The sequence below is a fragment of the Gracilimonas mengyeensis genome (assembly GCF_900182705.1).
Lineage (GTDB): Bacteria > Bacteroidota > Rhodothermia > Balneolales > Balneolaceae > Gracilimonas > Gracilimonas mengyeensis.
This window is the reverse complement of sequence record NZ_FXTP01000002.1, coordinates 337,190-353,491: the sequence shown is the minus strand read 5'-3', so window position 1 is coordinate 353,491 and position 16,302 is coordinate 337,190. Positions and strand designations below refer to the sequence as shown.

Sequence of the window (16,302 nt, the reverse complement as noted above, 5' to 3'; positions counted from 1 at the left end):
ATTCTTGCAGAAATAGAAAAAGGCGGTTCATTGTACTGAACCGCCTTTTAAATCTTGTTTAGGAAGTCTTGAAATTACCTCCTCCAATCCTGCTCTTCAGCTGGTTTGTTGTCTAGGATTTCTTCAATCTTATTCATCACTTCGTCATCTACTTTATCCAGATGATCCATGGTTTTCATGTTTTGTTCTACCTGCTCCACTTTGGAAGCGCCTGTGATAACCGTGCTCACATCCGTATTTTTAAGACACCAGGCCAGCGCCAGCTGCGGCATGCTCATCCCCAGGTCTTTGGCAATGGGAGCAAGTTTTTTCACTTTCTCAATCTTCTGTCGGCCATTTTCAGTCTCCAGCAGTTTTTCGCGAAGCCAGCTGTATTTATCTAAACTCAGGCGGGAATCATCAGGCACACCGTCATTGTACTTTCCGGTTAACAAGCCACTAGCCAACGGACTCCAAATAGTGGTTCCTAAGCCAATATCTTCATAGAGTGAGGAAAACTCTTTCTCTACTTTTTCGCGATGAAACATATTGTATTGAGGCTGTTCCATCAGCGGGGGGCGCAGATGCTCTTGCCGCGCAAAATCATACGCTTTGCGGATTTGTTCTGCACTCCACTCACTGGTTCCCCAATAGAGTGCTTTACCTTCCTGAATCATTTGGTTCATGGCCCATACCGTTTCTTCGATTGGAGTATGCAAATCTGGACGGTGACAGAAAATAAGGTCCACATAATCGGTTTGGAGACGTTTAAGAGCCGCCTCTGTTCCTTCTTTGATGTGCTTAAAAGAAAGGCCCTGGTCATTTGGCCCTTCCCCACCCCAAAATATTTTGGTAGATAGCACCAGGTCAGAACGTTTCCATTCTGCTTTTTTGATGACTTCTCCCATGATAATTTCTGATTTACCGGATTCGTACGCTTCTGCGTTATCAAAAAAGTTAACTCCGGCGTCGTAAGCTGCTTTCATTTGATTATAAGCCAGGTCGGTATCCACCTGCTCACCAAAGGTAACCCATGAGCCAAAGGAGAGTGCTGATACTTTGAGTCCGGATCGTCCTAAATTTCGATATTCCATATCTGTTAAGTTCTTTTGGTTATTGATTTACATTCACTGGCACAACAGCTTAGCAAATTCCTGCGTTCTTTTCTGGATCACAAAAAAATTATTTCATCTAATGAGCATTGGGGCGGCTTGCTCCCTAACTTTACAAGCACATATTCCCTACCTTTACCCACCAATTTTTAATCTTCAATCTTGAATTTTTAATCTCCCAACATGAAACCCAGCCGTAATTTTGAAGACCTGGTAGAACTGGTAGCCATCCTCCGCAAAGAATGTCCCTGGGACCGCAAGCAAACCCATGAATCTATCAAAGACAACCTGATTGAAGAAGCCTATGAAGCTATTGAAGCACTGGACGATCAGGATTTCGATGAATTCAAGAAAGAACTGGGAGATTTGTTGTTGCACGTTGTGTTTCATTCCAGAATGGCCACGGAAACCGAGACCTTTGATATGGGCGACGTGATTTATACGCTGATGGAAAAACTCATCAGACGGCATCCGCATGTTTTTGGGGATACGGAAGTGAACGGAGAAGGGCAGGTATCCGAGAACTGGGAAAACATCAAACTAAAAGAAGGAAAGAAATCAACGCTGGATGGACTCCCCCTCCAACTTCCCGCTCTGATCCGGGCCCAACGCATGCAGGAGAAAGCCGCCAACGTAGGTTTCGACTGGCCTGAGTGGAAACTGGCCTGGGAAAAACTGGATGAAGAATTGCAGGAATTCAAGGAAGCACTGGAGCATCAGGATGCCGACAAGCTGGCTGATGAGTTTGGCGATGTGCTGTTCTCGCTGGTGAATGTGAGCCGGTATTTTGAGTTAAATGCCGAAGACAGCCTTCGTAAAACCAACGCCAAATTTGAGCAGCGTTTTCGTCATATAGAGAAACGCCTGAAAGAACAGAATAAAGGGCTGAAGGATGCCGACCTGGAAGAAATGGACCAGTATTGGAATGAGGCCAAAGAATTGTAATGTTCACATCCATCCTCTCCACATGGTCATCTTGAGGATACCCCCGAAGGATCTTTCATTTTGCAGAGCATCAGTGTTCCACTTTTACCCCCTTCTTTCCAGTGACTCTTAGAGCAATATCTTTGGCCGGTTGGCAACCATTTTCTGGCTAAGGTTCTTCTCCTTGACTGAGACTAATAAATAATTTCTGCTAACCTTCTGCCTCATAGACAATTATCAAATTATTTTGTTAATTGAGCCTCAATTCTATGAGGCTTTCAGCTAATAAAAAGCAGGGTGCAAAAGCTTCTCACTTAAAAAAACAATGCTATGAGAACACTGTTAAAAATTACGGGGGGCATCATTCTGGTTGTGGTTGTAGCTGCTGTTGCCGGCTTAACCTACCTAAAAACCGCCCTACCAAATATAGACGCTCCTTCTGATTTACAAGTAGAACGTACCAACGAACGTATTGAACATGGCGAGTACCTGGCAAACAACGTGATGTCGTGTATGCACTGCCATTCACCCCAACAAAAAACCAAATTTGCCCATCCCGCCTATCCGGATAGTCTGGGAGCAGGTGGCACCCATTACGGCCCCGAAGAAGGAATTCCGGGACATTTGTATACCCCGAATATTACCCCGGCCGGTATTGGAGATTGGAGTGACGGGGAGCTATATCGAGCTATTACATCAGGAGTTAGCAAAGACGGGCGACCTCTTTTTCCTTTGATGCCGTACTTGAATTACAGTCAGATGGCAAAAGAGGATATTTACTCGGTCATCGCTTACCTGAGAACGCTTTACCCCATAGAAAATGAAGTACCTGCTTCTGAACTCGCCTTTCCTATGAATTTCATCGTTCATACTATTCCGGCTCCACCTCAGCATCAGCCTGCTCCTGATACAGCCAATCCGGTAGCCTGGGGCAAATACCTGGTTACTGCCGCAAGTTGTGCAGATTGCCATACCCCAAAAGAGCAAGGGGCGGACATTCCTGGGATGGAATTTGCAGGAGGGATGGAATTCCCGATGATTGACGGCAGCACGGCCCGCACGGCTAATATCACTCCGGATGTCAAAACCGGGATCGGTAGCTGGGATGAAAAGGCATTCATAAAACGCTTTAAAGATTACGCCGACACTTCATTCGTATTTGATGAAGTAGCACATGGACAATTTAATACAGCCATGCCGTGGAAAAACTATTCGCAGATGGGCGATAAGGAGCTAAAAGCAATTTATGCATACCTTCAAACGGTGGTGCCGGTGCAAAATGAAATTGTGAAATTTACCCCGGTTAATCAATAAACCATCCTACACTGAAAGTGTAGGGGTTTGACTGGGGTCTGAAAGTTCCGCTCTTTCTCCACCATCCCGGTCATCCATCCCTCCCGAGCAATTCGGGATCGGGACGATGGACCTTGCATTTTGTGGAGCTTATTCAACTATTTTACTGAACTTTATTTCCAGTGACCTAAGCGCTGTTACCAATGGGAGGTTGGTAATTATTTTCTGGCTAAGGTTCTTCGCCCCGACTGATTCGGGGCCTCAGAATGACTCCATGATTTTAGCATTAAATGTCTGCGGAATACTAAAGTACAGGGTTTTACACCCCAGGTTAATCAATAAAAATCCACTTTGTATTGGTGATGTGTTTTAGGATGGGGAGGCATGGGGCAAAAGCTATACCTCCCTATTCTAATTATTTACTCTCTCCCAATAGATTAAAGCTCCCCACATAATAATCCGGATCAACAATCAGCTCGTAGCTATCCGCAGGATCCAATTCCTTGCTTTTCCACCCGGTGTCAGGATGTAGGCGCATGGGCTTTCCATTGATGGTGACATCTACCGGCATGTCAAAGCCCTCTACGGCATTGCCCCAACTGTATTGAAGGCGCCCCTCCCGAAAGGCATATTCAAGGGTTGGAATACGGGTGTCTCTCAGATATTGATCGAAAACCCGGCCTAAATCCTGTCCCAGTTTTTCGCTGATGTATGCCTCCACTTCAGCCGTGCTCACCGTTTCATGGTAAAAATCACGGTTCAAGCCACGTAAAGTCTGCCTCCAAAGCGAATCACTCTCTGCAATCTGTCGGATGGTGTGCAGCAGGTTTCCGCCTTTGTTATACATATCACCCGAACCGCGGTAGTTCACCCCATATTCACCCACAATAGGCCGGTTGTTTTGGATACCTAATCGTAATCCCCGCACATATTCATTAGCCGCCTGCTCACCGTAATGATAATCCAGGTACAAACTTTCTGAATAATTGGTGAAACCTTCGTGCAGCCACATGTCCGCTACATCGCTGTTGGTAAGATTGTTGGCAAACCACTCATGTCCTGTTTCATGGATGATGATGAAGTCAAACTTCAAACCCCAGCCGGAACCACTCAGATCTCTTCCCAGGTATCCGTTCTGGTACTGGTTACCGTAAGTAACCGAACTCTGATGCTCCATCCCCAGGTACGGCACTTCCACCAGCTTGTAGCCATCTTCGTAAAAGGGATAGGGACCGAACCAATATTCAAAGGCATCCATCATGGGTTTTACTTGTTTGAATTGCTCACGGGCCAGTTCTTCGTTTTCCCGAAGCACGTAGTAATCCAGGGTTAAAGTGCCTTTTTCGCCATCGTATTCTTCCCCAAAATGGACGTAATCGCCAATATTAATATTCACCCCGTAATTGTTGATGGGATTACTCACAAACCAGTGCCAGGTTTTGGTGCCATTATCGTGCTCTTCCACGCCACGCAAACGTCCGTTGGATACATCCATAAGAGAATCAGGAACGGTAACGCTAATCAGCATGCTGTCTGGCTCATCATAGGGGTGATCTTTATTTGGCCACCACACGCTGGAGCCAATGCCCTGGTTGGCCGTAGCTACAAAAGGGTTGCCGTTGCTGTCGGTCTGCCAGGTGATGCCTCCGTCCCAGGGTGGACGTACGGCAACTGTGGGGTGGCCGGAGTATCTAACGGTTAATTCATTCAGGTCTCCCCTTTCTTGTGCATCTTTAAGGGTTACGAAAAAGGCGCTGCCTTCTCTTCTAAAGGTTAATGATTTTCCATTTTGGGTGATGCTGGAAATATCCAGGGGCTGCTGCAAATCAATCTGCATCACACTATGAGGTTCCAGCACACGATACCGAATGGTGTTGGATCCCGATAGTGCACTATCTGCGATATCTACCGCCACATCCAGGTGATAATAAGTTAAGTCCCACCACGCGCGTTCAGGGGTGATGCTCCCACGCAGCGAATCTTGCCTGGAAAAGGAAGGCTCATCCCCGGAATCTTGTGCATATAAATTACTTAAAGTAAAGCAAAACAGAAGGTTAATACCAACAAATATTAATCTGAACGTTTTCAATTTCATATCCTTTTTATACCGTGTGACGTAGGAAGCTGATCTTAGCTTCACTTTATAAGTTCTTAATATTATAAATTTATCTTTTGCCGGAAAACTTTATAACCGTTCAGTTAACCATTATATTAACTGTCAGAAGTTTTCGGAATTACAAAAGCATTTTAAAAACGCCATTATAATCTAATTTTGTGAAACTTTTTTAGCTGCTTCGTTTCACGGCGTTCTGCTCCTTCAGCCTAATGGGAGAGTTTTTAAAAAGTACTAAGGTTAATTAAAACCATAAAACTTTATAACTCACCATGAAATATATCACGCTACTCATTTCATCATTTTTTATGCTTTTCTCAACATACGCTTTTGCGCAGGAGGATGAATCATCGCTGTCAATTGGCGGAGCCTTCAGATATAATGTACTGCTTACCGATTATGAAGATGGCGAAATCACCAATAGCGACGGCCAGTTTACCTGGGATACCTGGCGCCTGAATGTAAACGCTGAACGCAACGGACTAAAACTAAATTTTGAATATCGTTTCTACCCAACCTTTAACACCCACTTTGTAAAACAGGGTTGGATTGGATACGATTTTAATGAAAGTAATAACGTTCAGCTCGGTGTAACGCAGGTTCCATTTGGTAATTTAACGTACACGTCACACAGCTGGTGGTTTCAGGGACCTTATTATGTTGGGCTGGAGGATGACCACGACATGGGCCTCAAATACACCTACACGGCCGAAAACTGGGATTTTATGGCGGCTTATTTCTTTCAGCCTGAACCTGCCGGACCTGCCTACGGAGCTGCATCTTTCGGGAGCGGCGGATCAGGGCGATATTCCTACGATATTATTCCCATCACCGGAAGCAATCCATGGGACTATGTGCTGGGCACCAACGAAGTAGCTCAATCCAACTTCGAACGCAATCAGTTAAACCTGAGAGCCACCCGTACATTTAGCTTCACCAACGGCTCTGCTCAAGTTGGATTAAGTGGTGAAATTGGCCAAATACATAACAGTGCGGTGGAAGAAAATACGGCCCGTTATGCGCTTGCTGCTCACACCGACATCAACTATGGCAACTGGAACTTTAAGGGGGAGTTCATCAATTATGGCATGGACGCCCAAAATGATGCCGGGCAGGAAGTTGACTATGTGTATATGGCCGCTTACGGTGATCCCTATCCGGTTGCTACCGAAATGAACATGTATGTTGCCGGCTTAAGTTATAGTTATGATGTAGACTGGGGGCCCGTCACCAACCTGAATTTCTACAACGATTACACTCTGTTCCAGAAAAATATTGACGGCTACAACAATTCCCATCAAAACATCATCGGGGTGTTGGTATCCGCCGGTAACATTTACGCTTACTTCGACATTGCGCGAGGAAGTAATCAACCATGGTTAACACAAAACTTTGGTTCCGGTCTTGCACAGGGAGTGAACGACGCCCGCTGGAATACCCGCTTCAATATTAATATCGGCTATTATTTCTAAAGATTGATTTAAAAACATCTCACCCCGCAGCACACCGGGGTGAGATCTCCTTGGCGAAACACCGTTTTGCGAAGGAGATCTTGGCAACTGCCGGGATGCTTTGATATGATTTACACATGAATCATCCTGCAAAGATTAATCAATAATTAGAACCAGATACTAAATGGCTGCAATAACGGTACAGAATCTATTTAAAGTTTTTGGAAAAAATCCCGAGAAGGCCTTCCCCTTGATTGAAGAAGGAAAATCAAAGGATGAAATACTGGAAGAAACCGGCAATACCATTGGCATTAACGATGCAAGTTTTGAGGTGAAAGAAAAAGAGATGTTTGTCATTATGGGCCTTTCCGGTAGTGGCAAATCAACGGTATTACGCTGCCTGAACCGTCTCATTGAACCTACGAAAGGTACTATCACCATTGGGGATGAAGACATCACCAAAGTAAGTAAAGACCGGTTGCTGGAGATGCGACGTAAAAAGATGTCGATGGTCTTTCAGAATTTTGGCTTATTCCCCCACCGCACCGTCGCGAATAATGTTGAATACGGCCTGGAAATCAGCGGCATGGACAAAGAAAAACGCCGCGAAAAGGCCTATGAAGCGATCGAAAAAGTTGGGCTTAAAGGATACGAAGAACAAAAACCCAGCGAGCTAAGCGGCGGCATGCAGCAACGGGTAGGATTAGCCAGAGCTCTTGCTAACGACCCGGAAATTTTGTTGATGGATGAGGCCTTCAGTGCCCTGGATCCTCTCATACGGGCCGACATGCAAGATGAACTCCTGGAGCTGCAGGCCGAAGTGCACAAGACCGTTGTATTTATTACTCACGATTTAGATGAAGCACTTAAAATCGGCGATCGCATTGCCATCATGAAAGACGGGTATGTAGTTCAGGTTGGAACTCCGGAAGAAATCCTGACTAATCCCGCCGATGATTACGTGAAGGCCTTTGTCCAAAATGTAGACCGCACCAAAGTTATTACCGCCCAGGCTATTATGCGTAAGGCCCCAACGGTTCAGGTACCCAAAGACGGACCATCTGTCGCCATTCGCAAAATGGAGAAGGTTGGCGTTTCTACCACCTATGTGGTTGACGAAAACCGGCAACTGAAAGGTATTGTTACTGTTGATGACGCCATTGATTTAAAAGAAGACGGCAAGAAGGATTTAACGGAAATAATTATCCGGGATATCGAAGTAGCCGGACCGGAAAGTCCCATTAATACGCTGCTTACCAAATCCATCCAATCCAAATATCCTATTGCAGTAGTGGACGAAAAAAGTAAACTGCTCGGCATTGTGGACCGAGCAACGATACTGGCTGAGCTCAATGAAAACGGAAGCTCAAGTTCAGAAGAAGAAAACGAAAAATATAAACTCTCAGAATAAGCAACGATGTTAGATATTCCTGTTGGAAGTTTTTTCGAGTTTCTGATTAACTGGTTGACAGACAATCTCGGTGGCTTTTTTGATCTCATCACCGTCACGGTAAAAACTTTTTTGGTTGGTGTGGAAAACCTGCTGTTGTTTCCGCACCCCATTGTAATGATTATACTATTGGCAGCACTAGCCTGGTACGTATCAGGCAAAGGCGTAGGAATTTTCACTGTTGCCGGATTGATACTGATTGAAGGCATGGATATGTGGGATGGCACCATGGAAACGCTGGCGCTGATCATCACAGCGGTTTTCATTGCCTTGGTATTGGGTGTACCGCTTGGAATATGGGCGTCGAAAAGTAAAACCGTGGAGCGAATTGTCCGCCCCATTCTTGATTTTATGCAGACCATGCCGGCTTTTGTGTACCTGATACCGGCCGTACTATTTTTTGGACTCGGCGAGGTTCCCGGCATCATCGCGACTCTCATTTTTGCCATGCCGCCAGCCGTGCGTCTTACCAATTTGGGTATCCGGCAAGTTCCGGAAGAAATCAGGGAAGCCGCCCTGGCTTTTGGATCAGACAACAAACAAATGCTATTGAAGGTTGAATTGCCCGTAGCCATGCCCACCATTTTAGCCGGAGTGAATCAAACCATCATGCTGGCATTATCTATGGTGGTAATCGCCGCATTGATTGGGGCCGGTGGCTTAGGTCAACCTGTAGTTGAAGGCTTGCAGCGCCTTGATATCGGACTGGGCTTTGAGGGCGGACTTGCTATTGTCATCCTGGCCGTATTTCTGGATAGGGTGACCCAATCATTAGGCGACTCGGCCTGACAAAGAATTTAATATGAATATTATCCTTCGAGTAAATCGAAATCCAAATCAAACCAAGCAGAGAACCATGATATCCAACAATAAATTTTTAAATATGCTATCGAAGCTGGGCGTTTTTGTCCTGGCGATTGGGCTGATGGCTGGATGTGCCCAAACTGAATCAGAAAAAACAGCAGATCTTGTATATGTTAACTGGGCTGAGGGGATTGCTTACACCAACCTTGCTAAAGTAATCCTGGAAGACCGCATGGGCTACGAAGTGGAGATAACCTCCGCTGACGTTGGTCCTGCCTACACCGCCGTTGCCCAGGGCGATGCAGATGCCTTCATGGAAACATGGCTGCCGGTACTCCACGCCGACTACTACGAACAGTACCAAGATCAAATCACCGACCTCGGTGTAGTCTACGACGGTACCAAAAGTGGTCTGGTAGTTCCCACCTATGTTGAAATTGACAGCATTAGCCAAATGAACAGCGTAAGCGAAGAGTTTAACGGTGAAATCACCGGTATTGACGCAGGTGCAGGCATTATGAGCACTACACAAGATGTAATCGAAGAGTACAACCTGGACTACGAACTGGTTCAATCCAGCGGTCCGGCTATGACTTCCGCACTGCAGCGTGCCTATGAAGATGAAGAATGGATCGTAGTTACCGGCTGGCGCCCGCACTGGAAATTCGGTCGTTTTGATCTGAAATTTCTCAAACAAGACCCAGATAAAGAACTCTGGGGCACCGGACAAATTCACATTATGGGACGCCAGAATCTGGAAGAGGAAAAACCTGAACTGGCCGCTTTCCTATCCAACATGGAACTTACCGATGCCGAACTATCCGGCTTGATGGTGGCCATTGAGGAATCGGATGAAGACAATGAAACGGTAGCCAAGCAATGGCTGCAAGACAATGAAGACGTTATTGAAGACTGGATTCCGGAAGGCGCAGAGCAATCTGAGATGTAAGCTTTTCTGCTACAACTGTGTAAACCTTTTTATAGGTTAAATTTGAAGGAAATGCGTTCACGCGTGTTTCCTTTTTTATTCCCCGCTTTTTTAACCGCGAAGGGGCAAAGAGCGCTAAGGGTTAATGTGTTTGATAGGAAAGCGGAGTTGCCCGATTCTTCTATCGCTCTCTAAAAACCCCATAAAGATCCCCAAAGATCTTTTGAGGTTGTACCTCAAAAGTAAAAGTCCAGTGAGGCTGTGCCTCACTTCCAAAAACAATTCCTCACACTCCTTTGCGCTCTTTGCGCCTTAGCGGTTCCCCATCCGAAACATCCAAAAATCCATCTCGTAGTTTTTTAAAGATTAAGCAGAGCACCTATATTCAGGTACTCACTTTTATGTTTTAAACTTACATTTTGGGTTATGAACCGACATTCTTCCTGGGGCATCTTTCTTATTTCTTTCATGATATTTGCTATGGGTGTAACACTGCCAGCCCAAGCAAAAGAATACACCATTCCTCTCATCGAAATTGATGTACAAGCAAACGAAGACGGTACGGTTCGTATCACCGAGCATCACACCTTTTCCTTTGACGGCTCATTCTCCCAAGCTTTCTACAGCATTCCCAAGTCAGGCTATTCAAACATCCGGGATATTCGCATTGCCGAAGGCGATGAAGCGTTCACCAACCTCAACAGCGAAGAACCCGGCACCTTTTTAATAGAAGAATCAGACAACGCCTACACTATTCGCTGGTACTATACCGCTGAGGACGAAGAACGCACCTTTACGATTTCCTACCTCCTGGAAGGTGCTTTGACCATTGGACCAGAATGGAGCCAGTTTTTCTGGAATTACACCTCGGATGAGCGAGATAAAGACACTGGTACCTTAGATATTACCATCCAACTGCCAGATAGTGTGCAATCGGCCGACTTACATTCCTGGGTTCGTCACGCACGCGGACAAATGGTGAGCCTCCCAAAAGAGAATGGCTTTCAATTCAACGGTACCGAAATTGACAACCATCAAAAAGTCACTATACGAACCGTATTTCCAACGAAAGTATTTGCTGCAAACCGAATATCTATAACCGACAACACCTTTAGCCTGCAATGGGCTGAAGAGGACGAAATGGCCTATCGCGAAGAACAGCTGCGTATTGCTGAAGAAGAGGCCCGTATGTATCAGCTGGGTATTGAGATTGCTATTATTTTGGGTGGATTAAGCATTTTGGTTTTTATCTATTTGTACCGCCGTTTTGGTAGCCGCCACTCCGTGAACCTTTCCATTCGCGAAAGTATCATGATACCCGGTCGGCAGGAACCGGCCCTGATCGGATGGCTCATTTCCGGACGAAATGTGATGCATAACCACTTAATGGCCACCCTTATGGATCTCTCCCGCCGGGGGTATTTCAAAATCGAACAAAGAGAGCCTGAAAAAGAGAAATGGTCGTTTGGGGATGATGATCCCGTTTATGCCATTACATCCACGGATAAAAAACCGGATGAAAATATGCCCGGGTGGGAACGTTCCGTTTTCGATTACGTTCGCCAGCAAAACAAAGACAACAAAGAAAAACTCACGGAAGTGTTTAAAGGAACGTCCACTGACTTTGCCAAATGGTTCAGAGGTTGGAAAAAAGAAGTAGAAGAAGCGGTCTCCAGTAAAGGTTGGGTTGATAAAGAAAGCTATAAAGGCATGTACTGGAATTTAGGCATACAGGCCATGCTGGTTGCAGCGGCTATTGTGGCGGTCATCTTTGTTCATCCTGTGCTATTTGCAGCTGCTTTTCTGATATTAATGATGATATTGATGTCACTTGTCATCGTACGGCGAACCCCTAAAGGAGAAGAAGTTCATCAAAGATGGAAAGCCTATCGTGAAGCCCTGAAAAATGCCAAAGAACACACCTTGAATGAAGAAGAATTAGGGCGTCATTTTATTTTTTCCATCGCCCTTGGCGTGAGCTCTCAACATGTTGAAAAGATATTTGAACAGCATCCCGATGCTGCTGTTGCAATCTACTGGATTGTATTAATCCCTTCCATGCAAAGCTCTCCGGCTGATATAGCCTCCTCTTTTTCCACTCTTGCCGCTTCAGGATCCTCATCTGCCGGTGGTTTCTCTAGTGGAGGAGCCAGTGCAGGTGCCGCTGGTGGTGGCGCAGCAAGCGGGGCTTCTTAGTACTTTTCTTGTTAAAATAGAATAATGAACCTGCCTTCATTCTTAAGCATGGCAGTCAATTACTCCTATCCTGCTATTTCTATATCTCCTGCCCATTGATTTTCTCCTGAATATTAAAAAATCGGGCTTTTTGGAACACACAAATCTAAGCCTTGTTTAAAGGGATGAAATTCAAACAAAACCAACCTATTCTATTATGAGACGTTTATTTAAGGAGTTTAATTTTTCGACATTCCTGCTTCTCGCAGCTGCCGTATTAGGTTTTTCAGCCTGTAGTACCGACAGCGACGATGGAAACGGAACCCTAAGAGTAATGCTAACCGATGCACCCGCTGCTTACAATGAAGTTAACATTGAAGTAGAACAAGTATTGGTGCACAGAAACGAAGACGCAGTACCTGAAGAAGACGGTGACGGCGAAAATGACGACGACGATGCCGACGAAAACGGTGAATGGCATGTTATACTTGACGAGTCCATGACGATTAACCTCCTGGATTATCAGAATGGTGAAACGCTTGAGCTCGGAGAAACCGAACTGGAAGCTGGCCAATACAGTCAGATTCGCCTAATGCTTGGTGACGACAATACTATTGTGGTAGACGGTGAAACTTATGCACTTACTACCCCAAGTGCCCAACAGTCTGGCTACAAGCTTAACGTAAATGCCGATATCGAAGAAGGTGAAGTCTACGAACTGATTATCGACTTTGATGCTTCTCAATCTATTGTTGCAACCGGTGCAGGTGGTTTTCTTCTGAAGCCGGTACTCAGAACGGTAGATTTTGAAGAACAAGGCAGTATTGCCGGAACCGTTATGCCTATCGAAGCAGAACCTTTTGTGTACGCCATTCATGGACAAGACACCGTAGGTACACAACCGGACGATAATGGCAATTTTCAGCTAACAGGACTTGAAGAAGGTACCTACGACGTACTCTTTGCCCCTACCAACGATTCTTATGTAGATTCGCTGGTGCAGGATATTGTACTGGAAGACGCTGAAGACTTCGAATTTGAAGCCACTATCGAACTGGAAGAAGAAGGACTGCTTAACTAAATAGTTCCTCTTTCTGATATTTATCTAACCCGCTTTTGTTTAATACAAAAGCGGGTTTTTTTATTCCCAACTCCGCTTATTTTACGCCCGGCAATCACTCATGAATCCATATCTATGAACAGCCGGCATTTTTATGAAGAGCTACATGTTATTTCCAGCTTCCGGGAGGTAGCCAATCACAGCTTATACACTCCCATCCCAGACAGCTGGTATCTGGCCCTTGCCGATATTCGTGGCTCTACCGATGCCATCCGGCTGGGCAAATACAAAGAGGTGAACCTTGCCGGAGCTTCTATTATAGCCGCCCTAAACAACCTGTTCGAAAAAGAAAATATGCTACCCTATTTATTTGGAGGGGACGGATCGCTTATTGCGCTGCCTGATGAGAAGATTGAGGCAGTTAAAGGAACCCTCGCTTTTTGTAAGGATGCTGTAAAAAAAGCATACGGACTGGAAATGGCTACTGGTGTGGTTTCCATGCGATCATTACGAGAAGATGGATACGAGATAAAAGCAGCACGTTTCAGGCTATCTGAGATTATTGACCAAACGCTGTTTTGGGGTGATGGGGTGACCTATGCAGAAAATCTCATCAAAAAAGAAAACCTGTTAGAGGATGTTGAACCTGTTGAAGCTGATTTTTCCGGACTGGAATGCCGATGGAACAAAGTCCCCAGCGACAAAGATGAAGTGGCAGCCTATATCATTCAAGCTGTTGGCGGTACAGATGAAGATCAGGTAAATAGCTACGAACAGTGCTTTGAAGAAATTGAAAAGATATATGGAACCGAAGATGAATATCACCCCATCCGGGAAGAAGCGCTGAATATGTCGCTCAATCCGTTACAACTTTCAGCAGAATGGAAACTGCGTACCCAGCCCTCTTCTCTCACAAAAAAAGTAAAACATGCCGCCCTGATGGCTTTTCAATATGCAACGGGTGTGTATCTCATGAAATTCAACAAACAGACCTCAGCTACCAACTGGGGGGATTATAAACCTGACCTGGTGCGTCATGCTGACTATCAAAAGTTTGGCGACGGTCTGCGATTTGTGGCCGCCGGCACCATCCAGCAGCGTATGGATTTTACCCATTTTCTGGACCAGCAGTTTAAAGCTGGAAAAATAGCCTATGGCGTACACTCTTCCTTTGCAGCCATGGTGACCTGCTACGTAAAGAACTACCAAAGCAATCACATACACTTTGTGGATGGAACCGACGGTGGATATGCCAAGGCTTCCCAAGAGCTTAAAGCCCGCCGAAAGCAACTTGGCATGTAAAGCTTATCCTATTTTTTCGCGGATTACCGGGGCCACTTCGGTAGCAAAAAGCTCAATAGAGCGTAACAGTTTTTCTCTTGGGATACTTCCAACACTCATTTGCAGTAAAAAGCGGTCGTGCCCAAAAATATCGTGCTGAAACATAATCTTGTCAATGATGTCTTGAGGACTTCCCACCACATTAGCTCCTCTTAGTGTAATGGAAGCATCAAACTGATCGCGACTCATTGGCGGCCAGCCTCGTTCTTCACCCAGTTTGTCCATAACGGTTTTAAAGGCAGGGAAAGCTGTATCAGCTGCTTCTTGTGAAGTATCCGCAATAAAGCCATGCGAATTAATACTCAACTCAGGTACTGCATGGCCATTCTCTTTTGCAGCACGACGATGGATGTCTGCCATTTGTTTAAACTGTTCAGGATATCCGCCAATGATAGCCAAGGCCATGGGCATTCCATTTACTCCTGCTTGATGGGCGGACTTCGGTGTGCCTCCTACTGCTCGCCAAACAGGAATTTTGTCTTTGTAAGGCTGGGGAAACACGCCCCTGTTGTTGATGCTTGACCGGTGCTTACCTTCCCAGGTGATGGTTGGATTATCCTGCAGTTTCAGTAACAACTCCAGCTTTTCATTAAACAGCTCTTCATAATCTTGCAGATCATAACCAAACAGCGGAAATGATTCTACAAAAGAACCCCGACCAACCATAATTTCTGCTCTTCCTTTGGATAACAAATCCAGGGTAGAAAATTGTTGATATACCCGCACAGGATCATCTGATCCTAAAACCGTTACCGCACTACTTAGTTTGATATTCTGGGTCCGTGCAGCAGCGGCCGCCAGCAACACGCCTGGCGCAGACGACACATACTCTTCCCGATGATGTTCTCCAATAGCAAACACATCCAGGCCAAGCTTGTCAGCCAGTTCTACTTCTTCCATCAATAATTCTACCCGGTCGGCCGGATGCGCCCGTTCTCCGGTTTCTGCATCCGGGGTGTTCTCCACAAAAGTGTAAATACCTAATTCCATAATACTTTTAATCCGTTTGTACTCTTCAAATAGTTTCTAAATTATTTGTTCAATATTAAACTAATGTCGGAAGGAAATGAAATTCATAGAATTTATTGGGTCAATAGGATCAGTCATCCCATCTGAAATGAATCAGTAAAAGAATGAGTGATTTTTGCATATTTTTGGTTGTAGATATCTGAACAGATAAATCGAAAATAGCCCTATTCACTTATGTTAAAATGGTCTGACCTGAAATCGTTCGCTAAAAATGGAAATCCCGAGCCTCCACTCCGGGTAGAAAAAAGTAAAGAAGAGTGGAAAGAAGAGCTCACGGAAGAACAATATGTTATTACCCGAATGAAAGGAACGGAACGCCCGGGCTCCAGTGAGATGTGCTATAAATTTGATCCCGGCAAATACGCCTGTGCCTGTTGTGGTACCGAACTTTTTGATGCTTCCGAGAAATTTGAAAGCGGCAGCGGGTGGCCTTCATTTACACAGCCTGTACAAGAAAATGCTGTCAAATACGAGATGGATACCTCGCATGGGATGGTACGCATTGAGGCGCTCTGTAATGTTTGTGATGCCCACCTGGGGCATGTCTTTCCCGATGGCCCCGAACCCTCCGGTCTTCGGTACTGTATCAACGCAGTAAGCCTGGAGAAAATGGAGACATCAGAAGAAAAAGAGGGATAGAACC

13 protein-coding genes are annotated in these 16,302 nt (G+C 45.4%); 10 read left to right on the top strand and 3 right to left on the bottom strand.

What is annotated here, in order from left to right; all coding sequences use genetic code 11:
- Window positions 1–74: 74 nt before the first annotated feature.
- On the bottom strand, window positions 75–1,073 hold the full coding sequence (locus FN815_RS03835; protein ID WP_142453286.1) for a potassium channel beta subunit family protein: 999 nt from the start codon (window positions 1,071–1,073) through the stop codon (window positions 75–77).
- A 201-nt stretch (window positions 1,074–1,274) separates the two neighbouring features.
- Here FN815_RS03835 and mazG point away from each other — a divergent pair, with 201 nt between their 5' ends.
- Together mazG and FN815_RS03825 are read left to right on the top strand one after the other, a co-directional pair.
- Window positions 1,275–2,036, top strand: a complete 762-nt coding sequence (gene mazG / locus FN815_RS03830; RefSeq protein ID WP_142453285.1) for a nucleoside triphosphate pyrophosphohydrolase — start codon at window positions 1,275–1,277, stop codon at window positions 2,034–2,036.
- Between the two features lie 309 nt (window positions 2,037–2,345).
- The gene (locus tag FN815_RS03825) at window positions 2,346–3,329 is read left to right on the top strand and encodes a c-type cytochrome (RefSeq protein WP_142453284.1); all 984 of its coding nucleotides are present in this window, start codon (window positions 2,346–2,348) and stop codon (window positions 3,327–3,329) included.
- 394 nt (window positions 3,330–3,723) lie between these two features.
- Here the strand turns inward: FN815_RS03825 and FN815_RS03820 are convergent, their stop codons facing one another.
- A complete protein-coding gene (locus FN815_RS03820) occupies window positions 3,724–5,403 on the bottom strand; it encodes a M1 family metallopeptidase (RefSeq protein WP_142453283.1) in 1,680 nt (559 codons plus the stop codon).
- Window positions 5,404–5,693: 290 nt separating this feature from the next.
- Here FN815_RS03820 and FN815_RS03815 point away from each other — a divergent pair, with 290 nt between their 5' ends.
- The 7 genes from FN815_RS03815 (at window position 5,694) to FN815_RS03785 (ending at window position 14,591) form a co-directional block, all read left to right on the top strand.
- Window positions 5,694–6,893 carry a hypothetical protein gene (locus FN815_RS03815; RefSeq protein ID WP_142453282.1) on the top strand — a complete coding sequence of 400 codons (1,200 nt, stop codon included), beginning with the start codon at window positions 5,694–5,696 and terminating at the stop codon, window positions 6,891–6,893.
- 163 nt (window positions 6,894–7,056) lie between these two features.
- Window positions 7,057–8,283 carry a quaternary amine ABC transporter ATP-binding protein gene (locus tag FN815_RS03810; protein WP_142453281.1) on the top strand — a complete coding sequence of 409 codons (1,227 nt, stop codon included), beginning with the start codon at window positions 7,057–7,059 and terminating at the stop codon, window positions 8,281–8,283.
- Between the two features lie 6 nt (window positions 8,284–8,289).
- Window positions 8,290–9,111 carry an ABC transporter permease gene (locus FN815_RS03805; RefSeq protein ID WP_142453280.1) on the top strand — a complete coding sequence of 274 codons (822 nt, stop codon included), beginning with the start codon at window positions 8,290–8,292 and terminating at the stop codon, window positions 9,109–9,111.
- A gap of 67 nt (window positions 9,112–9,178) precedes the next feature.
- Complete coding sequence (locus tag FN815_RS03800) at window positions 9,179–10,075, top strand: glycine betaine ABC transporter substrate-binding protein (protein WP_142453279.1); 897 nt, start codon at window positions 9,179–9,181, stop codon at window positions 10,073–10,075.
- Window positions 10,076–10,480: 405 nt separating this feature from the next.
- On the top strand, window positions 10,481–12,250 hold the full coding sequence (locus FN815_RS03795; RefSeq protein ID WP_142453278.1) for a DUF2207 domain-containing protein: 1,770 nt from the start codon (window positions 10,481–10,483) through the stop codon (window positions 12,248–12,250).
- Between the two features lie 196 nt (window positions 12,251–12,446).
- Window positions 12,447–13,310 carry a DUF4382 domain-containing protein gene (locus FN815_RS03790; protein WP_142453277.1) on the top strand — a complete coding sequence of 288 codons (864 nt, stop codon included), beginning with the start codon at window positions 12,447–12,449 and terminating at the stop codon, window positions 13,308–13,310.
- Window positions 13,311–13,424: 114 nt separating this feature from the next.
- Entirely contained in the window at window positions 13,425–14,591 is a 1,167-nt protein-coding gene (locus FN815_RS03785) for a DUF3095 family protein (RefSeq protein ID WP_142453276.1), read from the top strand.
- Between the two features lie 3 nt (window positions 14,592–14,594).
- On the opposite strand, the gene FN815_RS03780 is transcribed toward FN815_RS03785, so the two are convergent.
- The gene (locus FN815_RS03780; RefSeq protein ID WP_142453275.1) at window positions 14,595–15,620 is read right to left on the bottom strand and encodes an Atu2307/SP_0267 family LLM class monooxygenase; all 1,026 of its coding nucleotides are present in this window, start codon (window positions 15,618–15,620) and stop codon (window positions 14,595–14,597) included.
- Between the two features lie 213 nt (window positions 15,621–15,833).
- Between FN815_RS03780 and msrB the strand changes: the two genes are divergently transcribed.
- The gene (msrB, locus tag FN815_RS03775) at window positions 15,834–16,298 is read left to right on the top strand and encodes a peptide-methionine (R)-S-oxide reductase MsrB (RefSeq protein ID WP_142453274.1); all 465 of its coding nucleotides are present in this window, start codon (window positions 15,834–15,836) and stop codon (window positions 16,296–16,298) included.
- Window positions 16,299–16,302 lie beyond the last annotated feature (4 nt).